Annotated in this window: 26 protein-coding genes; 16 read left to right on the top strand and 10 right to left on the bottom strand. The window is 28.1% G+C overall.

What is annotated here, in order from left to right:
* Positions 1–358: 358 nt before the first annotated feature.
* From gyrA to dnaA, 7 genes are all read right to left on the bottom strand, one after another.
* The gene (gyrA, locus tag DR020_RS06615) at positions 359–2,833 is read right to left on the bottom strand and encodes a DNA gyrase subunit A (RefSeq protein WP_112365552.1); all 2,475 of its coding nucleotides are present in this window, start codon (positions 2,831–2,833) and stop codon (positions 359–361) included.
* Between the two features lie 22 nt (positions 2,834–2,855).
* The gene (gene gyrB / locus DR020_RS06610) at positions 2,856–4,766 is read right to left on the bottom strand and encodes a DNA topoisomerase (ATP-hydrolyzing) subunit B (protein ID WP_055259162.1); all 1,911 of its coding nucleotides are present in this window, start codon (positions 4,764–4,766) and stop codon (positions 2,856–2,858) included.
* A gap of 57 nt (positions 4,767–4,823) precedes the next feature.
* Positions 4,824–5,084 carry an extracellular matrix regulator RemB gene (gene remB / locus DR020_RS06605; RefSeq protein WP_055259160.1) on the bottom strand — a complete coding sequence of 87 codons (261 nt, stop codon included), beginning with the start codon at positions 5,082–5,084 and terminating at the stop codon, positions 4,824–4,826.
* Positions 5,085–5,098: 14 nt separating this feature from the next.
* Entirely contained in the window at positions 5,099–6,184 is a 1,086-nt protein-coding gene (gene recF / locus DR020_RS06600) for a DNA replication/repair protein RecF (protein WP_058993723.1), read from the bottom strand.
* A 58-nt stretch (positions 6,185–6,242) separates the two neighbouring features.
* On the bottom strand, positions 6,243–6,449 hold the full coding sequence (gene yaaA / locus DR020_RS06595) for a S4 domain-containing protein YaaA (RefSeq protein WP_055259157.1): 207 nt from the start codon (positions 6,447–6,449) through the stop codon (positions 6,243–6,245).
* 102 nt (positions 6,450–6,551) lie between these two features.
* Positions 6,552–7,652 (bottom strand): DNA polymerase III subunit beta, encoded by a 1,101-nt coding sequence (gene dnaN, locus DR020_RS06590; protein WP_055259155.1) that lies wholly within the window; start codon positions 7,650–7,652, stop codon positions 6,552–6,554.
* A 278-nt stretch (positions 7,653–7,930) separates the two neighbouring features.
* On the bottom strand, positions 7,931–9,301 hold the full coding sequence (gene dnaA, locus DR020_RS06585; protein ID WP_055259154.1) for a chromosomal replication initiator protein DnaA: 1,371 nt from the start codon (positions 9,299–9,301) through the stop codon (positions 7,931–7,933).
* Positions 9,302–9,889: 588 nt separating this feature from the next.
* On the opposite strand from dnaA, the gene rpmH reads away from it, so the two are divergent.
* The 9 genes from rpmH to DR020_RS06540 all read left to right on the top strand — a co-directional run bounded on the left by rpmH (position 9,890) and on the right by DR020_RS06540 (position 17,456).
* On the top strand, positions 9,890–10,024 hold the full coding sequence (gene rpmH / locus DR020_RS06580; RefSeq protein WP_055259152.1) for a 50S ribosomal protein L34: 135 nt from the start codon (positions 9,890–9,892) through the stop codon (positions 10,022–10,024).
* A gap of 60 nt (positions 10,025–10,084) precedes the next feature.
* Positions 10,085–10,468 (top strand): ribonuclease P protein component, encoded by a 384-nt coding sequence (rnpA, locus tag DR020_RS06575; RefSeq protein ID WP_055259150.1) that lies wholly within the window; start codon positions 10,085–10,087, stop codon positions 10,466–10,468.
* On the top strand, positions 10,431–10,640 hold the full coding sequence (yidD, locus tag DR020_RS06570) for a membrane protein insertion efficiency factor YidD (RefSeq protein WP_055259149.1): 210 nt from the start codon (positions 10,431–10,433) through the stop codon (positions 10,638–10,640). Before rnpA ends, yidD begins: the two co-directional genes overlap by 38 nt.
* 36 nt (positions 10,641–10,676) lie before the next feature.
* Positions 10,677–11,384 (top strand): membrane protein insertase YidC, encoded by a 708-nt coding sequence (yidC, locus tag DR020_RS06565; protein ID WP_055259148.1) that lies wholly within the window; start codon positions 10,677–10,679, stop codon positions 11,382–11,384.
* Positions 11,385–11,570: 186 nt separating this feature from the next.
* A complete protein-coding gene (mnmE, locus tag DR020_RS06560) occupies positions 11,571–12,944 on the top strand; it encodes a tRNA uridine-5-carboxymethylaminomethyl(34) synthesis GTPase MnmE (protein WP_055259147.1) in 1,374 nt (457 codons plus the stop codon).
* Positions 12,945–12,958: 14 nt separating this feature from the next.
* Entirely contained in the window at positions 12,959–14,839 is a 1,881-nt protein-coding gene (mnmG, locus tag DR020_RS06555) for a tRNA uridine-5-carboxymethylaminomethyl(34) synthesis enzyme MnmG (RefSeq protein WP_058993719.1), read from the top strand.
* A gap of 24 nt (positions 14,840–14,863) precedes the next feature.
* Positions 14,864–15,583: a 16S rRNA (guanine(527)-N(7))-methyltransferase RsmG gene (gene rsmG / locus DR020_RS06550; RefSeq protein WP_055259144.1), complete on the top strand. Its 720-nt coding sequence runs from the start codon at positions 14,864–14,866 to the stop codon at positions 15,581–15,583.
* A 224-nt stretch (positions 15,584–15,807) separates the two neighbouring features.
* Entirely contained in the window at positions 15,808–16,575 is a 768-nt protein-coding gene (locus DR020_RS06545) for a ParA family protein (RefSeq protein WP_055259143.1), read from the top strand.
* Positions 16,576–16,580: 5 nt separating this feature from the next.
* Complete coding sequence (locus DR020_RS06540; protein ID WP_055259141.1) at positions 16,581–17,456, top strand: ParB/RepB/Spo0J family partition protein; 876 nt, start codon at positions 16,581–16,583, stop codon at positions 17,454–17,456.
* Between the two features lie 43 nt (positions 17,457–17,499).
* Here the strand turns inward: DR020_RS06540 and yyaC are convergent, their stop codons facing one another.
* From yyaC to DR020_RS06525, 3 genes are read right to left on the bottom strand one after another with little or no spacing between them, the layout of a single operon-like run.
* Positions 17,500–18,090, bottom strand: a complete 591-nt coding sequence (gene yyaC, locus DR020_RS06535) for a spore protease YyaC (protein ID WP_055259140.1) — start codon at positions 18,088–18,090, stop codon at positions 17,500–17,502.
* A 51-nt stretch (positions 18,091–18,141) separates the two neighbouring features.
* Positions 18,142–19,203: a sporulation integral membrane protein YtvI gene (gene ytvI, locus DR020_RS06530; protein WP_112365551.1), complete on the bottom strand. Its 1,062-nt coding sequence runs from the start codon at positions 19,201–19,203 to the stop codon at positions 18,142–18,144.
* Between the two features lie 3 nt (positions 19,204–19,206).
* Positions 19,207–20,367, bottom strand: a complete 1,161-nt coding sequence (locus tag DR020_RS06525) for an aminotransferase class V-fold PLP-dependent enzyme (protein WP_112365550.1) — start codon at positions 20,365–20,367, stop codon at positions 19,207–19,209.
* 149 nt (positions 20,368–20,516) lie between these two features.
* Between DR020_RS06525 and DR020_RS06520 the strand changes: the two genes are divergently transcribed.
* From DR020_RS06520 to DR020_RS06490, 7 genes are all read left to right on the top strand, one after another.
* Complete coding sequence (locus DR020_RS06520; protein WP_055259135.1) at positions 20,517–20,762, top strand: DUF3343 domain-containing protein; 246 nt, start codon at positions 20,517–20,519, stop codon at positions 20,760–20,762.
* A 14-nt stretch (positions 20,763–20,776) separates the two neighbouring features.
* The gene (locus DR020_RS06515; protein WP_055259134.1) at positions 20,777–21,649 is read left to right on the top strand and encodes a mechanosensitive ion channel family protein; all 873 of its coding nucleotides are present in this window, start codon (positions 20,777–20,779) and stop codon (positions 21,647–21,649) included.
* 17 nt (positions 21,650–21,666) lie between these two features.
* Complete coding sequence (locus DR020_RS06510; protein ID WP_055259133.1) at positions 21,667–21,876, top strand: DUF951 domain-containing protein; 210 nt, start codon at positions 21,667–21,669, stop codon at positions 21,874–21,876.
* A 139-nt stretch (positions 21,877–22,015) separates the two neighbouring features.
* A complete protein-coding gene (rpsF, locus tag DR020_RS06505) occupies positions 22,016–22,303 on the top strand; it encodes a 30S ribosomal protein S6 (RefSeq protein WP_055259131.1) in 288 nt (95 codons plus the stop codon).
* Positions 22,304–22,316: 13 nt separating this feature from the next.
* Positions 22,317–22,775 (top strand): single-stranded DNA-binding protein, encoded by a 459-nt coding sequence (locus DR020_RS06500; RefSeq protein WP_055259130.1) that lies wholly within the window; start codon positions 22,317–22,319, stop codon positions 22,773–22,775.
* A 31-nt stretch (positions 22,776–22,806) separates the two neighbouring features.
* Positions 22,807–23,058, top strand: a complete 252-nt coding sequence (rpsR, locus tag DR020_RS06495) for a 30S ribosomal protein S18 (protein WP_055259129.1) — start codon at positions 22,807–22,809, stop codon at positions 23,056–23,058.
* Positions 23,059–23,253: 195 nt separating this feature from the next.
* Positions 23,254–24,255: a DUF2232 domain-containing protein gene (locus DR020_RS06490; RefSeq protein ID WP_112365549.1), complete on the top strand. Its 1,002-nt coding sequence runs from the start codon at positions 23,254–23,256 to the stop codon at positions 24,253–24,255.
* Positions 24,256–24,272 lie beyond the last annotated feature (17 nt).

Here is a 24,272-nt window from a genome sequence, read left to right as displayed (position 1 = left end):
TTATCACTTTACTTAATCTTTGTCAACAACTTTTTTTATTTTTATTTTTACGTTGTTTAACTTATTTTATTAAAGCGATATATTATCACATTAAGATTCTCACTAATACACTTATTTTTTACTAAATAAATTATTATATCTCTCTGCGACGAAACTTATGATAACATAATTTTTGTTTTATTAATAATATTTATATATCGTATTTTATTCAATTAACTTTTATTTTCTTATTTTTCCTCATTTTTTCTATTGTTTTTATAATATGATACACTTGGTTATGTTTATATTATATTTATATAAATTTCAAAAACTCTATTTTAAAAAAATAAAAAACCTTGCTAAATGCAAGGTTTTTTATTTACTCACTAGCCACTTCATTATTACTTAATGTAGTTTCATTTTCAACATCTTTATCTGCACCAGATATTTTGGCTATTGCAACAACTGACTCGTTTTCTAATGTTCTCATAACTTTAACTCCCATCGTTGCTCTACTTGTTATAGATATATCGGCTACATTAACCCTTATAGCAACTCCATTGCTATTTATAAGCATAATTTCATCATCATCCTTACATATAGTAGCTCCTACAACTTTTCCAGTCTTTTCTGTTAATTTATAAGTTATTAATCCCATACCGCCTCTATTTTGAAGCTTATATTCCTCTATATTGGTTCTCTTACCATATCCATTTTCACTAATTACAAGAACCTTCTCACCCTTTACAACTATATCCATACAAACCGCTATATCATTCTCTCTTAAAGTTATAGCCTTAACACCAGCTGCATTTCTACCCATTGCTCTAACGTCTTTTTCGTTAAATCTTATAGAATAACCTTTTTCAGTTACTATCATAATATCAGCATCACCATAAGTTACCTTAACTTTTAAAAGTTCATCACCATCTTTTAAACTAAGAGCAATTAGACCTTTTCTTCTTAAATTCTTAAATTCACTTAAACATGTTTTCTTAACAATTCCTTGTTTTGTACACATAAATAAATAACCATCTTGTTCTAACTCTTTTAAAGCAAGCACTGCTTGAATAACTTCATCAGTTTCTAATGGTAATAAATTTATTAAATTCATTCCTTTAGCTGTTCTACCTGCATCAGGTATTTCATATGCTTTAAGCTTATAAGCCTTACCTTTGTTAGTAAAGAATAATAAATTAGCATGGGTTGACGTTATAAAGATATTTTCAACAAAGTCATCTTCTTTGGTTGTCATAGCTTGAATTCCCTTACCCCCTCTTTTTTGAGCTGAGTAAACATCAGCAGATATTCTTTTTATATATCCTGCATGACTAAGAGTTATAACAACATCTTCTTCTTGTATTAAATCTTCTATATCTATTTCATTTTCTTGTTTTTCTATTCTAGTTCTTCTAACATCTGCATATTTTTCTTTTATCTCTAAAAGCTCTTCTTTTATAACTTCTAAAAGCTTATTCTCATCTTCTAATATTCCAGTTAAATATTCCATTAATTCACTAAGAACCTTTAACTCTTCTTCAATTTTATCTCTTTCTAAGCCAGTAAGTCTTCTAAGCTTCATTTCTAATATTGCAGATGATTGTTTATCACTTAAAGCAAATTTTTCTATAAGAATATTTTTAGCTATTTCTGAAGTTGCAGAATTTCTTATAATTCGTATAACTTCATCTATGTTATCTAAAGCTATTTTAAGCCCTTCTAGTATATGAGCTCTATCTTTTGCTTTATTTAATTCAAATATACTTCTTCTTGTTATAACATTCTTTTGAAAATCTATATAATTAACTAATATATCTTTTAAATTAAGTACTTGAGGCTGATTATCAACAAGTGCAAGCATTATAACTCCAAACGTATCTTGCATTTTTGTATGCTTATATAAAAGATTTAACGTTACATTTGGATTAGCATCTCTTCTTAATTCTATAACTATTCTCATACCTTCTCTATCTGACTCATCTCTTAAATCTGATATTCCTGGTATCTTTTTTTCCTTAACAAGATCTGCAATGTTTTCTATAAGTCTTGCTTTGTTAACTTGATAAGGTAATTCTGTAACTATTATTCTATGTTTATTGTTTTCTTCCTCAATTTCAGCCTTAGCTCTAATTACAATTCTACCTCTTCCTGTTTCATAAGCAGCTCTAATTCCTGATTGCCCCATTATTGTTCCTGCTGTTGGAAAATCAGGCCCCTTTATATAAGTCATTAAATCTAATACAGTAGCTTCAGGATTTTCAATAAGCATTACTGTTCCATCTATAATTTCCCCTAAGTTATGTGGTGGGATATTAGTCGCCATACCTACAGCTATACCAGAAGATCCATTAACAAGTAAGTTCGGATATCTAGATGGAAGTACACTTGGTTCTTGCTCTTCTCCATCAAAATTTGGAACAAAATCTACGGTATTTTTATTTATATCCCTAAGCATTTCAATCGAAATTTTATTCATCTTTGCTTCTGTATATCTCATAGCAGCCGCGCTATCTCCATCAACAGAACCAAAATTTCCATGACCATCAACAAGCATATATCTCATTGAAAAATCTTGGGCCATTCTAACTAATGCATCGTAAACTGAAGTATCTCCATGCGGATGATATTTACCTAAAACTTCTCCGACTATTCTCGCACATTTTCTATAGCCCTTATCAGGAGTGATTCCTAGTTCTTGCATAGAATACAGTATTCTTCTATGAACTGGTTTTAATCCATCACGCACATCAGGTAAAGCTCTTCCAACTATAACACTCATAGCATAATCTATATAGCATTTTTTCATTTCATTGTTTATATCAATGGGTATAATCTTTCCCTCATTAAAACTCATGTATTTCACCTCATATTTAGCATTATATATCTAAATTACTAACCTTTTTAGCATTTTTTTGTATAAATTCTCTTCTAGGCTCTACTTTATCACCCATAAGAATAGTAAATACCTCGTCTGCTAAAATGGCATCTTCGATATCTGCTCTTAATAAAATTCTAGTTTCTGGATCCATTGTTGTATCCCATAACTGAGTTGCATTCATTTCTCCAAGACCTTTATATCTTTGTATATTAACGCTACTATCTTTTCCACCAAATTCTTCCAAAATAATCTCTGATTCTTTATCTGAATAAGCATATTGTTCTTTTTTACCTTTGCTTATTTTATACAATGGTGGCTGTGCTATATAAACATGCCCCTTTTCAACCAATTCTCTCATATATCTATAGAAAAATGTTAATAAAAGAGTTCTTATATGAGCTCCATCAACATCAGCATCTGTCATTATTATAATTCTGTTATATCTTATTTTTTCTATATCAAATTCAGGTCCTATTCCAGCTCCTATCGCAGTTACCAAAGATCTTATTGTATCTGAACCTAAAATTTTATCTAATCTTTGTTTTTCAACATTCATTATCTTACCTCTTAAAGGCAAAATTGCTTGGAATCTTCTATCCCTACCTTGCTTAGCTGATCCACCTGCACTATCTCCCTCAACAATATATATTTCACATTCTTTTGGATCTTTAGATGAACAATCTGCAAGTTTTCCAGGCAATGAATTTCTTTCAAGAACAGATTTTCTTGTAAGTTCTCTAGCTTTTCTTGCAGCATCTCTTGCTCTAGATGCTAATAAAGCTTTTTCAACTATTATTTTACCTACTGCTGGATTTTCCTCTAAAAATATAGCTATCCCTTCTCCAGCTATTGATTCTACAACGCCTCTAACCTCAGTATTTCCAAGTTTAGTTTTAGTTTGTCCTTCGAACTGTGGTTCTGATATTTTCACTGATACAACAGCAGTCAAGCCTTCTCTTATATCATCACCAGATAAATTTTTATCACTTTCTTTTAAATGACCAAACTTTTTAGCATAATCATTTATTACCCTAGTTAAAGCTGTTTTAAATCCTACTAAATGAGTTCCACCCTCAACAGTATCTATGTTATTAGCGAAGGTAAATATATTTTCATTGTATCCATCATGATATTGAAGGGCTACCTCTACTGATATTCCATCTTTAATACCTTCTACATAAACAGGTTCTTCATGTAAAGACTCTTTATTCCTGTTAAGGTAAGATACAAAAGACTTTATTCCCCCTTCATAGTGATAACTTTCACTAACATCATTTCTTTCATCAACTAAAGTTATATTTATACCTTTATTCAAAAATGCAAGTTCTCTAAGCCTTTGAGAAAGCGTGTCAAAATCATAAACTGTATCCTCGAATATTGTGGCATCTGGTTTAAAGTGAACTGTAGTTCCACTCTCATTATTTGTTCCTATTTTTACAAGTTCACTAGTTACATTTCCTCTTGAATAAGTTTGTCTCCATACTTCTCCATCTCTAGTTACAGTAACGTCACATTCTTCTGATAATGCATTAACAACTGATGCACCAACTCCATGTAGTCCGCCAGATACTTTATATCCTCCTCCACCAAATTTTCCACCTGCATGTAATACAGTCATTATTACTTCAACTGTTGATTTTTTCATCTTTGGATGAATACCAACTGGCATTCCTCTACCGTCATCTTTTACAGTTATTGAATTGTCTTTATGGATATAAATCTTTATATTTTTACAATATCCCGCTAAGGCTTCATCTATACTATTATCAACTATTTCATAAACTAAATGATGAAGACCTCTTAAACTAGTACTTCCAATGTACATTCCAGGTCTTTTTCTTACAGCCTCAAGCCCTTCAAGAACTTGAATTTGATTTTCATCATAAGTTATCTTGTTTTCTTCTAACATAAAATTTCCTCCATATTTCTTGATGTAATCCTATGTCTAAAAAAGATTAATCATTTTTTAAGGATTATAATTAACATCCGTACGTTTTGTTAATGTTGATGATGAGATTGGTGAATAATATATCTTACTCATTTTATTAACCTCTGCAATGACGAAAGATTTTGGTTCCTCGTCTGTTACTCTTTCAACAAATCCATCATCCTCCGCCATTCTTAAAAATTGCATTGTATCTGCACTATATCTAGCAACATCAATATCAAAAATTCCAATTACGTCTTTAACTGGAACAACTATATTTTCACCTAAATGTAAAAACACAAACATTCCTCCTTTTATTCTTTAACAATTCCATCTTTTACTATAAATATTTTAGAATGCTCGTCTAGATATCTTGTTAAATCCTCTATCCCTGTACAAGTTATTATAGTTTGTATGCTATTAATAGATTTTAAAATATAACTTTTTCTACTAAAATCCAACTCTGATAGTACATCATCTAATAATAAGACAGGATATTCCCCTGCGACTTCTTTAATTATTTTTAAAGACGCAAATTTTATAGTAAGTACTGAGGTTCTTTGTTGCCCTTGAGAACCAAAAGCTTTTGCATCTACACCATTTAAAAGTATACTGAAATCATCTTTATGAGGGCCTATTGATGTAATTCGTTTTTCAATATCCTTTTTTCTACTTTTTCTTAATAAATTCAGCAAAGACTCTTTAATATTATCTAAATTTTTTACATTTGAAATATACTCAAAGTTTATTTCCTCTTTTCCTGACGTTATATCACTATGAATTTGCTTAGAATATTTATTTAAACTATTTAAATATTCTAACCTAGCTTTTATTATGTATTCACCATATTGAGCTAATTGCATATCATAAATATCTAACATGGATTCGTCTATTTTAGCGCACTTTAATACTGAATTTCTCTCACTTAAAATTTTATTATAATTCACTAAGTTATTATAATATTTTACATTTAACTGACTAATCTCCATATCCATAAACTTTCGTCTTATGCCTGGAGATTCTTTAACTATCTTTAAATCTTCTGGAGAAAATATAACAACATTAAATGTACCTATAAGCTCTCCGATTTTATTTACTTTTATTGAATTTATTTTTACAGCCTTTTTTCCATCTTTTAATATCTTTATATCAATTATTTTATCTAGTCTTTTTTTATGAACATCTAATCTTATAAATGTTTCCTCACAATTCCATTTTATTATATCTTTATCTTTATTAGTTCTGTGAGATTTGGCAAAACCACAATAGTATATAAGCTCTAAAATATTAGTTTTTCCTTGAGCATTATCCCCTATAAAGACATTAACATTAGGACATAAATTTAAACTTAGATTATCATAATTTCTAAAATTTAAAGTTTGTAAGCTTTTAATATACATAAAAACACCTATTATTTAAATTATAACATATTTTAACCTAGTTTAGGTTATGTATTGATTATATTAATTTATAAATTTTACCATCAAATTCTACTAAATCATTTACTTTTAATTTTTTACCTCTTTGAAGACAAACTTCACCATTTACTTTTACTTCTCCATTTTGAATAAACATTTTAGCATATGAACCTAAATCTGCTGCTCCACACCACTTTAAAAATGAATCTAATTTTATAAACTCAGTATTTATCTTTATATTTTCCATTAATTAATTAACAAGCTTAGGCTTGCTCCTTTCTACAATAAAAATCTATATATTTTATATTTTAATTAATATCCACTAAAGTTTCTTAGTGGATATTAAAAACTATCTTGCTACTCTAACTGGTAAAACTAAATATTCACAAGAATTATTATTTTTATTTTTTATAATACAAGGTGAGACACTACTTGTAAACTTTAGTTCTATTTTATCCCCTTCCATATTTTTTAAAACATCAATTAAATATTTTGAATTAAAAGCTATTTGTAAATCTTCTCCTTGAAGATCTATGGATACTTCCTCCCTAACTTTTCCTAGTTGAGAGTTTGATGTTATAACTATAGAATCATCTTTTATGTCGAATTTAACTAAATTACTGTTTCCTTCTTTAGCTACAAGGGAAGCTCTTTCTATACAACTTTGAAAATCTTGCTTATTTACTGTTACTAATACTTTATGGTCTTTAGGTAATAGAGTATCGTATTTTATAAACTCTCCTTCTAAAAGCCTAGAGATAACTTTTGTATTACCCATATTAAATAGTATATGATTAGGTGTAAACGTAATGTTTACAAGGTTATTTGAGTCTTCTAATATTTTAGCAACCTCATTTAAAGTTTTTCCTGGAATAACAGCATTTATTGTATTTTCACTATTTATAAATTCACTTCTAAGCGCTAATCGATAACCGTCTAATGCTACTAAATTTAAATTAGAATCTTTGATTTCAAAAAGTATTCCTTGAAGTATTGGTCTTGTTTCATCTTGAGCAATAGCAAATGATGTTCCCTTTATCATGTTTTTTAATAATCCTTGAGGTATTGTAAATATCATGTTTTCATTTATTTTAGCTAAATTAGGAAAATCATCTGCATTCATATGAACTAAGTCAAATATTGATTTTTGGCAAATAATTTGTAATGTTTGATTTTCTAAAGTTGATATTTTTACCTCATCATTTGGTAATTTTCTTATTATCTCACCAAATATTTTAGCATCAACAACAGCATTTCCTGGTTCTATAATTTTAGCATCTAATCGAGTTTCTATACTTACATCTTTATCAGAACCTATTAATATTAGTGTATTATCTTTAGCTTCTATATATAGCCCATCTAATATAGGCATGGTTGATTTACCTGTTATAGCTTTTTGAGCTATCGTAATTGCTTCTTGAAATTTTATTTTATCGCATATAAATATCAAAATTAATACCTCCTGTGTATAAAGTTATTCACAATCAATTAGTCCTTATATATAGATAAATATATAGATAAATATATAGTAGTAATAGTAGTAGGGCCTGTGGATATGTGGATAAGTATGTGTATACATTGATATATCTATATTTTCTATGTTGATAACATGTGAATAACTCTGTTGAAAAATATATAATTTATTAACATGGTAATGTGGATAACTTAAGTTAAAATAGATATCCACAAATTATTAACAGAATTATTGACAAAATGTTGATAACTTTGTTAATAATTTTGGTTTAGTAGATTATAGATGTCATTAATTGTAGTTTGAAGTACTTCATCAGTCTTTAAATTTTCTGAAATCTTTTCATATGCATGAATTACAGTAGTATGATCTCTGCCACCGAATTCTTCTCCTATTTTAGGTAGAGACATATCTGTTAATTTTCTACTAAGATACATTGCAATTTGTCTAGGATATGCAATATTTCTAGTTCTTCTTTGAGATTTTAAATCTTCAACTCTTAAATTAAAGTAATTTGCTACTGATTCTTGAATAATTTTTGTATTTAATGGTAAATCTTCTTTATTAGAAATTATATCTTTAAGAGCTTCAGAAGCTAAATTAACTGAAATAGCTTTAGTTGTTAATGATGAATAAGCAACTATTCGTATTAAAGCTCCTTCAAGTTCTCTGATATTAGATTTAATTTTTGTAGCTATATAAACCATAACATCATTTGCTACATTTAAACCTTCTACGTCTGCCTTTTTCTTAAGTATTGCCATTCTTGTTTCAAAATCAGGTGGTTGAATATCAGCAATAAGGCCCCATTCAAATCTAGAACGAAGTCTATCTTCTAATGTGTGAATTTCTTTAGGTGGTCTATCAGAAGATAAAATTATTTGTTTAGAATCTTCGTGAAGGGCATTAAACGTATGGAAGAATTCTTCTTGAGTTCTTTCTTTTCCGGCTATAAATTGTATATCATCTATCAAAAGAACATCCACTTTTCTATATTTGTTTCTAAATTCTTCAGTTTTATCATCTTTAATTGCATTTATAAGTTCATTTGTAAATTTTTCAGAAGACACATAAACTACTTTAGCTTTAGGATTTTGTTCTAATATGTAATGGCCTATAGCGTGCATTAAATGAGTCTTTCCAAGACCGACACCACCATAAATAAATAGTGGATTATAAGCTTTAGCTGGAGATTCTGCTACAGCTAAAGATGCGGCGTGAGCAAATCTATTACTATTTCCAATTACAAATGAGTGAAATGTATATTTTGGGTTTAAAGATGTTGCTATTTCATCATTTATAATTGATAAACTTTTATTTATGTTTAAAGGTGATTTTTTTTCTTTAGTTTCATCTATGGTAGGCAAGGTTTCTAAATCAGATTCTAATAAAAACTCTATTTCATAGTTTTTAGAAGTTACTATTTTTAAGCCTTTTATTAAAAAAGATTTATAGCGTTTATCAAGAATTCCTTTTGTAAAACTATTAGGAACTTTAAGTTTTAATAAATTATCAGACAAAGAGATTGGTTCACAGCCTTTTATCCAAGTGTTAAAACTAATTTCGGACATTTCACCTTTAACTATATTAAGTGCCTGCTCCCATAAATTTTTAAATTGGGCATTCATTTTATATCCTCCAATTAATAATAGTACTAAAAATAAGTTATCCACAAGTTATCCACAAGTTATCCACAAAAAATGAATTTAAATTTGATTGTTGATAAAGTTATCCACATATCAACAAAAAATGTGGATAAAATTTTAATGAAAAAATGTTCAATGATATATGGAAAAAATGAAAAAACTTATTTGTGGCTTAAAATCTAGATTTTTTCATAGTTATATTCTTTAAAAGAATAAAATATACAAGTTATCAACAAGGTTGTTAACATTTGTGGATAACTTGTATATTTCATTAATTATTAACAATTCATCAACATGATAGCATAAAAACATATACTATTTCAATAAGTTATCCACAAAAAATGAAATTGTGGATAAGTAAAATTGTTTATAACTTTTATTATTATTTATTAATTTTTGAATAATTGCAAGAAAATAATATAAAAAAATAGAATATTTTTTTAAACTATTGATTTTCTTGACAGTTAGTGATTTCAAATATATAATTAAAAAGTAATACCTAAATGCATAGCATGAAATCAGGCTATAATTAATTAAAAATAAATATTTTATTTAAGGGGGTGTATATTAATGTTTATGACATACCAACCTAAGAAAAGACAAAGAAGTAAAGAACATGGATTTAGAAAAAGAATGAAAACTAAATCAGGAAGAAATGTTCTTAAAGCAAGAAGACAAAAAGGTAGAAAAAGATTAACAGCATAAGGGCCGCATTTGTGGCCTTTTTCTGCACAATAAGCAGAAAAAAGGAGAACAATTTCAATTATGTTGGAAAAGATAAGAAAGAATAATGAATTTAGACTTGTTTATAGAAGAGGAAAATCTATTTCTAATGAATTGTTAGTTTTATATTTATTTAAAAACAATAAAAATAGATATGAGGATAAGAATCTATTTAATAGAATAGGTATTTCTGTTAGTAAAAAAGTAGGAAATAGTGTTGTTAGAAGTAGATCTAAGAGATTGATTCTTGAAAGTTATAGATTAAATTGTAATGACTTGATAAAAGGATATGATTTGGTTTTTATAGCTAGAGGAAAAATTAAGGATAGACCTTATAAAGATGTAGAGAAATCTTTAATTAATTTACTAAAGAGAGCTGGTCTTAAAAATGAAAAAAGTATTTCTAATAATGATAAAGTTTTATAGAAAATATATTTCTCCCTTAAAGAGACCATGTTGTATTTATTATCCAACTTGTTCTCAATATGCAATCGATGCAATTCAAAAATATGGTGCATTTAAAGGGGGATTTATGAGTATAAAGAGAATATTAAGATGCCATCCATTCCACGAGGGAGGATATGATCCTGTGGAATAATATTTACGACTATATTTGTATACAGGAGGTTACGAGTTGAGCACAATATTAAGTCCAATTACGACTGTATTTACAGCAATATTTAATGTTATTCACAATTGCGTTGTATCAACTGGATTATTTAGTGTTGGTGCAGGTTATGTGATGGCTGTATTAATTTTAACTATTTTGGTTAGGCTTTTAATATTGCCACTTAACATTAAACAGATGAAATCTCAACAAGCTATGGCAGAAATTCAACCAGAAATTGCTAAGCTTCAAAAAAAATATAAAGGCAATCCAGAAAAAGCAAATCAAGAAATGATGAGGCTTTATAAAGAAAATAAGATTAATCCTATGAGTGGATGTTTACCTTTATTGATTCAAATGCCAATATTATTTGCACTTTATTATGTATTCTTCAATTTAAAAGCGTTAGATGGTGTTAGTTTCTTATGGATAAACAATTTAGCCGGGCATGACCCATATTATATTTTACCTATATTAGCAGCACTTACAACTTATTTGTCATCTTATGTGATAACTAAAACTAGTGCAGCAGCAGCTCCTACAGCTGGTGGTAAAGGTATGAATATGAGCACTATGAATGTTGTTATGGCTGGGGTAATGGGCTTTATGTCACTTCAATTTCCAGCAATGTTGGTGTTATATTGGATAATAAGTAACGTAATACAATTTATACAGTCATATTTTTTAATAATACTTCCTAAAAAAAGGAAAGAACGATTAGCAGAAGATGCTTAAAATATAATAAAAGATAAAATAGTAAAAAATCGCCTTAAACTAGTTAGTTTAAGGCGATTTTTTACTATTTAAATTCATGTTTAATGGTAATAATAAATATATATTAAAATTTTGACTTATTGTTTATACTTATGTAAAATCAATATTATTGTGTATTATACATATTTAAAGAAGGGAGAGAGCTTTATGAAAGAGTTTGATACAATTTCTGCAATAGCTACGGCAATTGGAGAAGGTGGGATTTCGATTATAAGAGTATCAGGTGGCAAAGCTCTAGAAGTAGTTAATAAAATTTTTAAAGGAAAAAATATTAATGATATTTATGATATGAAGCCTTATACGATGAAATATGGGAATATAGTTTCTAATAATGAGATTATAGATGAGGTTATTATAAGTTATTTTAAAGGACCTAAAAGTTTTACGGCAGAAGATACTGTTGAAATAAATTGTCATGGGGGAGTTATTGCCACAAATAGAATACTTCAAGAAACTATAAAGGCAGGAGCTAGACTTGCCGAGCCTGGTGAATTTACAAAAAGAGCTTTTTTAAATGGTAGAATTGATTTAAGTCAAGCTGAAGCAGTTATGGATATTATTACTGCAAAAACAGAACTTTCTATGAAGTCTGCAATGGCTCAAAGTCAAGGGGTTTTATCAAAAGAAATAAATAGATTAAGAGAACAGGCTTTAAATGCTTTAACTTTAATTGAATATGCTGTGGATTTTACTGAGGATGATGAAGAACCAGATGAACAAATACCAATTAATGTAAAAAAACAAGTTGAAGATTTAATTATTGAAATAGAAAATTTATTAAGTACGGCAGATGAAGGTAAAATAATAAAAGATGGACTTAGTATGGTTATAGTTGGAAAACCAAACGTGGGAAAATCATCATTATTAAATGTTCTTTTAAGGCAGAAGAGAGCGATAGTTACTGAAATAGCAGGAACAACAAGAGATGTTATAGAGGAATATATAAATTTAGATGGAGTGCCTATCAGAATTGTTGATACAGCTGGAATAAGAGAGACGGAAGATGTAGTAGAAAAAATAGGTGTAGAAAAATCTAAGGAAAAAATAAATGAAGCCGATTTAATAGTGTTTATGTTAGATACTAGCAGAGAACTAGATGAAGAGGATAAGGAGATAATAAATTATATAAAAAATAAAAAACATATAGTTATATTAAACAAAATTGATTTAGATAGAAAATTGGATTTAAAGTTTGTTGATAGTTTAAATAATATAATAGAAATTTCAGCAAAGACTGGATTTGGAATAGAGGAATTGAAGAATAAAATAATAAATATGTTCTTTAATGGTGAGATAGATACTGAAAGTGTTATAATTACTAATACAAGACATAAACAAGCACTTTATAGAGCAGTAGAAAATTTAAACTTAGCATTAGAAGGATTAAAAAATGGAGAATTTTTAGATTTAGTATCAATATATGTAACATCTTCTTTGAGAGCTTTAGGGGAAATAACTGGAAATGAACTTGAAGAAGATTTAGTTAATAAGATATTCGCTGAGTTTTGTTGTGGAAAATAGGAGTATGATGAAAGATGAAATATATTGAAAAAGAGTATGATGTAATTGTTATAGGAGCAGGTCATGCAGGATGTGAGGCGGCTTTAGCTTCAGCTAGAATAGGATGTAAAACTTTAGTTTGTACATTATCTTTAGATGCAATAGCTATGATGCCTTGTAATCCTAATATAGGGGGAACTGCTAAGGGACATTTAGTTAGAGAAATAGATGCTTTAGGTGGGGAAATGGGTGTTAATATTGATAATACTTTTATCCAATCAAGAATGCTTAATACGTCTAAAGGACCAGCAGTACATTCTTTAAGAGCGCAAGCAGATAAAAAAAGATATCAAGAAAGAATGAAAAGTGTTTTAGAACAAGAAGAAAATTTAACAGTAAGACAATTAGAGGTTGTTTCTGTTGATATAAAAGATAATAAGGTTAAAGGTGTATTGACTAGAAATGGAGCTTACTTTCCATGTAAAGCAGTAGTTATGACTAGTGGTACTTACTTAAAGAGTAGGATTATAATAGGTGATGTAAGTTATAATCAAGGACCAAATGGATTATCACCAGCTAATGAACTTTCACAAAGTCTTTTAGAGAATGGAATTTCTTTAAGAAGATTTAAGACAGGAACTCCTGCTAGAATAAATAGAAAAACTGTTGATTTTTCCAAAATGATAGAACAACCAGGTGATGAAAGAATAGTTCCATTTTCATTTATAAGCGACGACTTAGATCGAAATCAAATTTCATGTTTTTTAACTTATACAAATGAAAAAACTCATGAAGTAATAAGAGAAAATATAGAAAGATCTCCTATGTATAATGGAAGTATAAAGGGAGTTGGTCCAAGGTATTGTCCTTCAATAGAAGATAAGGTTATGAGATTCCCAGATAAAGAAAGACATCAACTATTTATCGAACCAGAAGGGGAAAATACTCAAGAACTTTATGTAGGTGGTATGTCATCATCACTTCCTGAAGATGTTCAAATAAAAATGTTAAGGACAATAGATGGGCTTGAAAATGCTGAAATAATGAGAACAGCTTATGCAATAGAATATGATTGCATAGATCCAACACAATTAAAACCATCATTAGAATTTAAAAATATAGAAGGCTTTTTTAGTGGTGGACAAATAAATGGTAGTTCCGGTTATGAAGAAGCGGGTGCACAAGGATTAGTTGCAGGAATAAACGCTGCTTTAAAGATTAAAGGAAAAGCTCCAATGATACTTACAAGATCTGACGCATACATAGGGGTTTTAATAGATGATTTGGTTACAAAGGGTACTAATGAGCCATATAGAATGATGACCTCAAGAGCTGAATATAGACTTATATTAAGACAAGATAATGCTGATTTAAGATTAACTCACATAGGTCATGATATAGGATTGGTTACAGAAAAGAGATGGGAGATTTTTAATAAGAGAAAAGCTAGTATTGAAAATGAATTGGAAAGAATTAAAAATCTTCAAGTAACTAATAAAAAAGAAAATAATGAAATAATAGTTTCACTAGGTTCAGCAGACTTAAAAAAACCAATAAGTCTTTATGAACTTATAAAAAGACCTGAACTTGATTATTTTAGTGTGATTGAGTTAGATACAGAAAGACCAAATTATTCAGTAGATATTGGAGAGCAAGTTAATATAATTGCTAAATATGAAGGATATATAGAGAAGCAATTAGAGCAAGTTGAGCAATTTAAAAAGTTTGAGAAAAGGTTACTTCCAGAGGATATTGATTATAATGATGTAAAAGGTCTTAGAATAGAAGCTATCCAAAAACTTAGTAAAATAAGACCTATAAATTTAGGTCAAGCGTCAAGAATATCTGGGGTATCTCCAGCAGATATGTCTGTTTTAATGATATACTTAGAACTTAAAAAGAATAAAGTTAATTAGCTTAAAGGGAGAAAGAGAGTTTTAATGAAGTATTTTGAATTAATGAAAAATGCGTGTGATAGTGTGGGAATGAATTTTGATGAAGATAAGTACAATAAATTTATAACTTACAAGAATCTATTGCAAGAATGGAATGAAAAAATAAATTTAACAGCAATAACTGAAGATGAAGAAGTAATAAAGAAACATTTTATAGACTGTATAAAGGCTTTTTCTGAAAATCAATTTAAAGAAGCTAAAACTTTAATTGATGTAGGAACTGGGGCGGGCTTTCCAGGTCTTCCCATAGCTATTATGAGAGAAGATTTAAATATAACTTTATTAGATTCGTTAAATAAAAGAGTTAATTTTTTGAATATAGTAAAGAATTCTTTAAATTTAACTAATGTAACTACTATTCATTCAAGAGCAGAAGATGGTGCTAGAAATAAAGAATTAAGAGAAAAATTCGATATAGCAACGTCAAGAGCTGTGGCTAACATGGCTGTACTTTCAGAATTTTGTCTTCCTTATGTTAAGGTTGGTGGATACTTTATAGCCTTAAAGGGACCAGCAATAACAGATGAACTTAATGATGCTAAAAATGCTATAGGAACTTTAGGCGGAAAATTAATTGAAGTAATAGAGGTTTCAGTAGAGGGAACTGACCTTAAACACAACTTAGTTGTTATAAAAAAAGTAAAAGAAACACCAAAGACTTATCCAAGAAAAGCAGGCTCTATAACTAAAAAGCCTATAAAATAATTATAAGTTTTAGTTAGTGATTAAATAAAAGTACAATGTTCCACGTGGAACATTGTACTTTTATTTTAATGTATGAATATAAAAAAGTGTTCCACGTGGAACATTTAAAAAGAATAATTGATTGTAAATATTATAGTATCTTTTATTGTTTAAAATAAACATATATAATATTTATTGTGAAGAGGGAGGTGAAGAGTCGAGAGTTTTTAATTCTTGATGTAATTATGAAAACTATATGTGTTTTTAATCAAAAGGGTGGAGTTGGTAAGACAACAACAAATATAAATATATGCTCATATCTTGCTATGGCTGGTTATAAGGTTTTAGCAATAGACATAGATCCTCAAGGGAATACTACAAGTGGTCTTGGAATAAATAAAATGAAGTTAGAGAAGAGCATGTACAACTTACTTACTGAAAATCAAGATATAGAGTCAATAATAGTAAAAAGTGAATTGGTTGATAATCTTTATATTGTACCTGCTATGATGAATTTAGCTGGAGCTGAAATTGATCTTATAGGGTTAGAAGATAGGGAATCAATCCTTAAGAATCAATTAGATAAAGTAAAAGATAAGTATGATTATATATTGATAGATTGTCCTCCTTCATTAGGAATGCTAACTATAAATGCATTGGTAAGTTCAGATACTGTTCTTATACCTATGCAATCAGAATTTTATGCACTAGAGGGAGTAGGACAACTTATAGATACGATAAATAGAATAAAGAAATCTCTTAATAAATGTTTGGAAATTGAAGGTGTCATAATGACTATGTATGATACTAGAACTAATTTAAGCAATGAGGTTTATAAGGAAGTAGAAAATTATTTTAAGGACAAGCTATATAAAACAACAATTCCAAGAAATATAAGATTGGCAGAAGCACCGAGCTTTGGGCTTCCTATTGTTTTATATGATGATAAGTGTAAAGGAGCAGAAGCTTATGAAAATTTAACTAATGAGTTCCTTAAAAGGCAGGGGGTATAGGTTAAATGGTTAAAAAATTTGGACTAGGAAAAGGTCTTGATGCATTAATTCCTGTGAGCGACAATAGTATAAAAAAAGAATCGTTTAATGACGAAAAAAATACTATATTAGATTTAGATATAAAAATGGTACAGGCAAATAAAGAACAACCAAGAAAATTTTTTGATGAGAGTAAGCTTATAGAATTATCAGAATCATTAAAAGAACATGGTATTATTCAACCTCTAATTGTGAGAAAAATAGGGGATGGATATTCTATAATTGCAGGAGAAAGAAGATATAGGGCAGCAAAGCTTGCAGGTTTTAAAAAGATTCCTGCTATAATTATGGATATAAGTGATGCTAAACTTTTGCAGGTCTCTTTAATTGAAAATATTCAAAGAGAGGATTTAAACCCTATAGAACAAGCTTTTGCTTATGAAAAATTATTAAATGAATACAATCTAACTCAAGAGGAGTTATCATCAAAAATAGGTAAATCAAGAAGTTCTATATCTAATAGCATGAGATTATTAAATTTAGATGAAAGAGTTAAAGATTTTATAATTCAAGGAGTAATATCAGAAGGACATGGAAAAGTTTTATTATCTTTAGATAGAGAGAAACAGTATGAAGTAGCACAAAAAATTATAGATGACTGCTTATCAGTAAGAGATGCTGAAAAATTAGTAAAGATATATGTAAATAGTGATAATGATAAGGATACGGAGAAAAATAAAAAGGTTCTGAATCCTTATTATAAAAATATAAGAGATAGACTTCAAGATTATTTTGGAACCAAAGTTAATATAAATTCAAACAAGAATAAGGGAAAAATTGAAATAGAGTATTATTCTGAAGAAGATTTACAAAGAATATTAGATATAATAAATTTAGAGTAATGTTCCACGTGGAACATTACTTTTTTTATTTAAAATAAAATATTTATAAAATATTTTCTAATATAGAATTTATAGAAGGATTTTTACTACCCAATGATTTTAATGCATAGTGATGGATTCCTCTATATATTGTATTTGCTATCGTCATAACTGTATATAATCTAGTATTTTGTAATACCATAAATTCTAAATTGCCAGAAACATTTACAACCCCCATAATACTTAAATCTCCAACGGGAGGTAAATCTTTATTAACTGCCATTCCAGGATATATTGGTTTTTTTTCAATAATTATTTTACCTACATTATCTAATGAGCCTAAACAAGCATCGATAGCTATTATATATGGACATTTAAATCTTTTTTTAATATCTTTTAATGTATCTTTTATATTTTTTGCATGGACGGGATTTTCTAAATTTCCATACACATATATATTACTCTTAGGGGAAAATTTTAATTTTTCACCAACTAAGGGTCCTAGAGAATCTCCAGTGGATCTATCAGTACCAATACATACAAATATTATTGGTCTGTTTTCTTTTAAAATTGGGCTTAATTCATCATATAAATAATCTCTTATAATAAACGGAGATTTACTGTTTAATGCATCAATATATAAATTATTTTTCAAAATAACACCTCCCTTATTAAGTGATTATTTACCTCAAAATGTAAATTTATACTACAGAACATTAAATTTATTGAGCATGTTATAAAAAACTATCATAAATATAAAAAATATTACCCCTAAAAAGCCATAGACTTGAAGTCCTATAAAAATAGCTATAAGCGAGCCTAATGGACTTATTCCTAAGGTACTAGAGATAAGTTTAGGTTCTAAAAGTTGTCTAGTTATCATTATTAATATATATAAAGCTAAAAGTGAAAATGCTACAATATATTCACCCTTTAGTATTTTAATTATTATCAAAGGAGCATAAACTAAAATTGTACCAACTACGGGAAGCAAATCTAATATTCCTGATAACAAGCTTAGAACTAAGGAATAATTTATTCCCAGTAAATAAAATCCTATAAATGTTAGTGATGTTGAGATTAATATTAGAAGTCCAGTAGATAGAATGTAGTTTAATATCATTCTTTGGCTATACTTAATCATATTTAGTATTTGGGGATATTTACATAAGGTAGTTGATTCTAAGAATTTATTATAAGAGTTTATAGAAATTTCTTTAGTAAGTAAATATGTTGATATTAGAGTAAAAAAAATAGTCATAATCCAATATGGAACAAATTTTATCATGTTAAGTACTTGTTGAAATAGATATACTGTAGAATTAATACCACTATTTATGAAGTAATGAATAGTGGTATTTAATTTTTCTAAAATAGATTCGTCTAAATAAGCACTTAAGCTATAAGTTGATTTTTGTAAGTCTTTAAGATACAAGAAGATATTTTCTCTATTATTCATAAAAATTCCTTCTATATGTTTAGTTAAATTTATACTTTCTGATATAAAGACTATAGATATTAAAATAAATATAAATAGTATTGCTAAAAATAAAAAAGTTGTTGTAATTAAAGAGGATAACCATGGTTTTAATTTGAATTTTTTTATTAAATATCTAGAAGGGTTTTTTAAAAAAAAAGCGAAAATTAAAGCTAGAACAAATGGTAGAGTATATTTTAGTGTTTTAAAAAATGCAATAAATAAAACTGTATAAATTACAATGAATAAAGTTATTGATTTAAACCTTTTAATTAAAAGATTATTGTCCAAAAATTACCTCCTGTTTTTTATAGTGTTTATGGCATTTAGGAATATGTCTATTTCCTTTTCTGTATTAAAATAACCAAGACTTATTCTGATAGAACCGTTTGGATAAGACCCTACAGTTTTGTGTGCAAGCGGAGCACAGTGAAGACCAGTTCTAGAACTTATGTTAAATTCACTATCTAGCATATATCCTACAAGAGAAGGATCCATATCGTTAATATTAAATGAAATAACAGAAGTTTTTTTCTTCATATCTAAAGAGCCGTAAATTTTTATATCTTTTATATTTAATAAACCATTTATGGCTTTTTGGCATAGAAAATCTTCTTTTTCTTTTATTGTGCTTATTCCTTCTTTGTTAATATAATTTATGCCATGAAGTAGACCAACTATTCCTGGGATATTTAAAGTTCCACACTCAAATTTATCGGGAAGAAAATCTGGTTGAGTTAAAAGAGAAGAATTACTTCCAGTTCCACCTACAAAAACAGATTTAGCTTCAGCGTTTAATTTATCATCTATTATAAAGCCACCAATTCCTTGAGGACCTAGAAGAGATTTATGTCCAGTAAATGTTAAAGCACTTAAAGATAAATCTTGCATATCAATAGGGATAATTCCTGCACTTTGAGCACTATCTAAAATTAAAAATATATTTTTTTCCTTACATATGTTACTGATTTCTTTTAATGGTTGAATTGAGCCAACAAGATTTGAGCTGTGGGATAAAATTATAAGTTTAGTGTTTTGTTTTATACTATCTTTTAAATTATCAATATTTAAAAAACCAAATTTATCACAGTTAATAACATCAACTTCAACTCCATCTAATTCTTCCTTTAATTTAAATAAAGGTCTTAAAACCGAATTGTGATCCATAGATGTAGTTATAATATGCCAATTGGGTTTTACAACAGCATTAAGTAAAATATTTATCGAAGATGTTATGTTGTTTGTAAAAACTACATTCTCACTTTTATCATAGTTAAAAAATTCCTTGATAGCCTCTCTACACTCGTAAACGACTCTACTGCTTTGAAGTACGGTTTTTGATGAGCCACGATTAGCACTTCCACCAAAATTAATCATTTGTTCCATTATTGCATCTAAAACTTCTTTAGGTTTAGGAAAAGAAGTTGCAGCATTATCAAAATATATGTTATTCAATTAAAATCACTCCAAATCTTATTTATATTTTTATCTTTAATTTATATAAAGTAAGTGTAATGTTTTTTATATAAAATTCCAATGGTATTTTACATTTATAATATATAATATATACTATATAAGTTAACAAAATATATGGAGGAATTTTTATGAAATACTTTATAATGGTTTTTAATAATACCAATGACGCTATGAATGGAGAAAGGATTTTTAAAGATAATAATATAGAATTTGTTATAATGCCAACTCCAACATATATAACTCAAAGTTGTGGTATATGCATAAGATTCAATGAAAATATCATAGAAAAAGTTAATTCTATAATAGAAAAAGATAGTTTAAAATATAAAAATATTTATTTAAATGATGGTAAACAGTTTGTAATGTATAAATAAATTGAGGTATAGGCGTGGAAAATGAAATAAAAAGTCTTACAGGACAAAGTGGTATAAATTTTTTTGGGATAACCATAAGTGCAGAAACAATAGCGAGTGTAATATTTAAAATAATTATGATTGTTATTATATTTATTTTAATGATGATTGCCATAAGGATTGCAAATAAATTTATAGATAGAATGGTAAAAAATCAAATAGAGAGTAACCATAAGTTTAGCATGGATGAGAAAAAAGCAAAAACTATAGGTATTCTTTTGAAGAGTTTGGTTAAGTATAGTGTTTATTTTTTAGGAATAACAAGTATGTTATCTATTGTGTTTGGAGCAATATCGTGGGCTTTTGCATCTGTCGGAGGTGTTGCCGTAGGTCTTGGGGCGCAAAGTTTTATTAAAGATATGATAAATGGAATATTTATTTTGTTTGAAGAGCAATACTCTGTTGGTGATTATGTAACAATTGATAATAGTAAGGGAATAGTAAAAGCCATAGGACTTAGAACTACTGAACTTAGAGATTTTAATGGAGATATATATATAATTCCAAATGGCTCAATACAAGTTATAGTCAATCATTCAAAAGGAGATATGAGAGTTTTGGTGGATATTGGAATAGCATATGAAGCTGATATAGAATTAGCTATAAGTGTAATAAATGAAGTATGTTCTAAATATAATCAAGAAAATCCTAATATAACAACTCCAATAGAAGTATTAGGGGTTACGGCTTTAAATGATTCTAATGTAAATATAAGAGTGATTGGTGAAACTAAGCCAATGAAGCAATGGGAAGCTGAACGAGAACTTATGAAAAGAATAAAACTTGAGTTTGATAAAAGAGGAATAGAAATTCCATATAATAAAGTTCAAGTGATAAATGATAACTAATTAAGGAGGAATAGATTTTGGTAGATAAATTTTACTTAGGTGATATAGTTCAAATGAAAAAACAACATCCATGTGGAAGTTATGAATGGGAAGTGTTAAGACTTGGTGCTGATATAAAGATAAAATGTGTTGGATGTGGCAGACTTGTTATGCTTCCTAGAAGTAAATTTCAAAAGGGTGTAAAAAAAATAATAAAGAGTAATGCACCTGAAGAACAAGATGTATAAAATGATTAAAATAGGTAAATTAATTAAATAATGATACTAAAACAAAGCTTGCATTAAGGGTGTTTTAGTGTTAAAATACTTAATTGTAATCCCTGCTGTACAAAGTACAGCCGTAGTCCATGGGGAGGAGGTGTAATTGATGAGAAAATACGAAAACATATTTGTAGCACATCCATCATTAGACGAGGAAGCTGTTAAAGCTTTAATCGAAAAATTCAAGGGTGTTATAGAAAATGGTGGCGGAACTGTTGATAACGTAGATTTCTGGGGTAAGAGAAAATTAGCTTACGAAATCGCAAAAGTTAACGAAGGTTACTACACTTTAATAAACTTTACTGCAAGTCCAGAATTACCAAAAGAATTAGACAGAGTTTTAAGAATCACTGATGGTATCATAAGACATATGATTGTTAAAGAAGAAAAATAAGAGGTGAATATACATGAACAAAGTTGTTCTTATAGGTAGACTAACTAAGGATCCTGATTTAAGATTTGCAGCAGGTAGTGGCACAGCTGTTACAAGACTAACTTTAGCAGTAAATAGACCATTCAAAAAAGATGAGGCTGACTTTATTAGCTGTATTGCATTTGGAAAAACTGGAGAAATAATAGCTCAATATCTAACTAAAGGTAGACAGCTTGCAATATCTGGAAGTATCCAAACTGGTAGCTATGAAGCTAAAGATGGAACTAGAAGATATACTACTGACGTAATTATTGATAGTTTTGATTTCATAGATTCAAATTCTAGTAATGGCAATGCAAGAAGTAACTCAAACTTTAACGCTGAAAATAATAATTTTAATGCAGGATTTGGTTCACAAAATAATTCATTTAATGAATCTTCGTTTAATAATGACGACATGATGCCGATAGATGATGGAGATATTCCATTCTAATTCAAAAAATTAAGGTAAGGAGGAAGTAGCAATGAGTAGAGAAAGAGACGCAAGAAAAGGCGGAAAAATGAGAAGAGCAAGAAAAAAAGTTTGTATCTTCTGTGTTGATAAAGCTGAATCTATAGATTATAAGGATGTACCAAAATTAAAGAAGTACATCACTGAAAGAGGTAAAATATTACCAAGAAGAATTTCAGGAACTTGCGCTAAGCATCAAAGACAATTAACTGAAGCTATAAAGAGATCAAGAAATATAGCATTACTACCATTTACAACTGAGTAGTAGTTTATTGCCCCTGACATATGTCAGGGGTTTTTATTTTTACTAAAAGAAAATTTAATACGTAAATATTTACAATAAGAAATAATGTTTTTTATTGCATAAAAATAGAAAAATAAATACAATAATATTATGGTAAAAAGGCATATTTGTAGAATATTATGAAAATAAGAATTTAAATATTAATTGGAGGATAATATGGAGAATAAGTCCCAAAGCAGGTGGTTGGTAGAAGCAAGTTTCATGGCGGCTATAACATTTGTTCTTATGATGCTTACCACTACTACAATGTTGGATGTAATAGGAGCTTTCATAGTGCCAATCCCTATGACAATTCTTTATTTAAGACATGGAAAAAAAGCAGCTTGGCTATGTGCAATTGCAAGTGGAATTCTCTCGGCATTATTTTATGACCCTTTATGGATAGTAAAGTCTATTATATTATATGGTGCTATGGGGATTGCTTTAGGATATTGTATAAAAAAGGAGCAATCTGTTGCAAAAACAATAGGATTTTTAGCCATAATTAATGGTATTGGTAATATAATAAATTACATCTTAATATTTACAGTATTTAGTGATATAAGTTTTACACAATATTTACAACAAATTGTAAATGTATTTCATCAGTCGGCTGATATGGCATCTTCAATGACAGGAAACTCTGCATCTATGCAACAAGTAGTAGAACTTTATAAATCAGTGGATATAAACTATCTTTTAATGATTTTACCTATAATATTTATAGTATCTATAATAATATCAGCTTTTTTTAATTTTATAATAGCTAGGTGGATATTAAGAAAATTAGGGTTTAAAGTTAAATCTTTGCCTCCATTTTCAAGATGGTATTTAGATAGCAAAATATCAATAGTATTAATAATTTTATTTTTATTATCTTATATAATGAAAGTAAACAATATAGCATATAGCAATTCTTTTTTTGTTACTATGCTTTGTCTATTAATCGTTGTGTTTATGATACAAAGTTTATCTATAGTTGCGTATTTCTTAAAGAATAAATTGAAATTAAGTAATCCTATAATAATTTTTATTGAATTTATTATAATTATGTCACCTTTATCTCTTTATTTTGTAGCTCTTGGAATAGCGGATTTAATAATGGATATAAGGGATGTAGATCCTAATAGTTTAAAAAATATTATTAAAGGTAATATAAAAAATAAGTTTAAACATTAATAGAATTTAAATAGGAG

The organism is Sarcina ventriculi (assembly GCF_900456775.1).
GTDB lineage: Bacteria > Bacillota > Clostridia > Clostridiales > Clostridiaceae > Sarcina > Sarcina ventriculi.
This window is presented reverse-complemented; position numbering and strand designations above follow the sequence as displayed.

Excerpts from the sequence above, each read along its gene's own strand:
- recF (WP_058993723.1), bottom strand. The coding sequence starts at position 6,184 with ATGTATATTAAAAGCTTACAAACTTTAAATTTTAGAAATTATGATAAT.
- rpmH (WP_055259152.1), top strand. The coding sequence starts at position 9,890 with ATGTTTATGACATACCAACCTAAGAAAAGACAAAGAAGTAAAGAACAT.
- mnmE (WP_055259147.1), top strand. The coding sequence starts at position 11,571 with ATGAAAGAGTTTGATACAATTTCTGCAATAGCTACGGCAATTGGAGAA.
- dnaA (WP_055259154.1), bottom strand. The coding sequence starts at position 9,301 with ATGAATGCCCAATTTAAAAATTTATGGGAGCAGGCACTTAATATAGTT.
- DR020_RS06520 (WP_055259135.1), top strand. The coding sequence starts at position 20,517 with ATGAAATACTTTATAATGGTTTTTAATAATACCAATGACGCTATGAAT.
- yidD (WP_055259149.1), top strand. The coding sequence starts at position 10,431 with ATGAAAAAAGTATTTCTAATAATGATAAAGTTTTATAGAAAATATATT.
- DR020_RS06545 (WP_055259143.1), top strand. The coding sequence starts at position 15,808 with ATGAAAACTATATGTGTTTTTAATCAAAAGGGTGGAGTTGGTAAGACA.
- rpsF (WP_055259131.1), top strand. The coding sequence starts at position 22,016 with ATGAGAAAATACGAAAACATATTTGTAGCACATCCATCATTAGACGAG.
- DR020_RS06540 (WP_055259141.1), top strand. The coding sequence starts at position 16,581 with ATGGTTAAAAAATTTGGACTAGGAAAAGGTCTTGATGCATTAATTCCT.
- yaaA (WP_055259157.1), bottom strand. The coding sequence starts at position 6,449 with ATGGAAAATATAAAGATAAATACTGAGTTTATAAAATTAGATTCATTT.
- rsmG (WP_055259144.1), top strand. The coding sequence starts at position 14,864 with ATGAAGTATTTTGAATTAATGAAAAATGCGTGTGATAGTGTGGGAATG.
- mnmG (WP_058993719.1), top strand. The coding sequence starts at position 12,959 with ATGAAATATATTGAAAAAGAGTATGATGTAATTGTTATAGGAGCAGGT.
- rpsR (WP_055259129.1), top strand. The coding sequence starts at position 22,807 with ATGAGTAGAGAAAGAGACGCAAGAAAAGGCGGAAAAATGAGAAGAGCA.
- gyrA (WP_112365552.1), bottom strand. The coding sequence starts at position 2,833 with ATGAGTTTTAATGAGGGAAAGATTATACCCATTGATATAAACAATGAA.
- DR020_RS06490 (WP_112365549.1), top strand. The coding sequence starts at position 23,254 with ATGGAGAATAAGTCCCAAAGCAGGTGGTTGGTAGAAGCAAGTTTCATG.
- gyrB (WP_055259162.1), bottom strand. The coding sequence starts at position 4,766 with ATGTTAGAAGAAAACAAGATAACTTATGATGAAAATCAAATTCAAGTT.
- DR020_RS06500 (WP_055259130.1), top strand. The coding sequence starts at position 22,317 with ATGAACAAAGTTGTTCTTATAGGTAGACTAACTAAGGATCCTGATTTA.
- rnpA (WP_055259150.1), top strand. The coding sequence starts at position 10,085 with ATGTTGGAAAAGATAAGAAAGAATAATGAATTTAGACTTGTTTATAGA.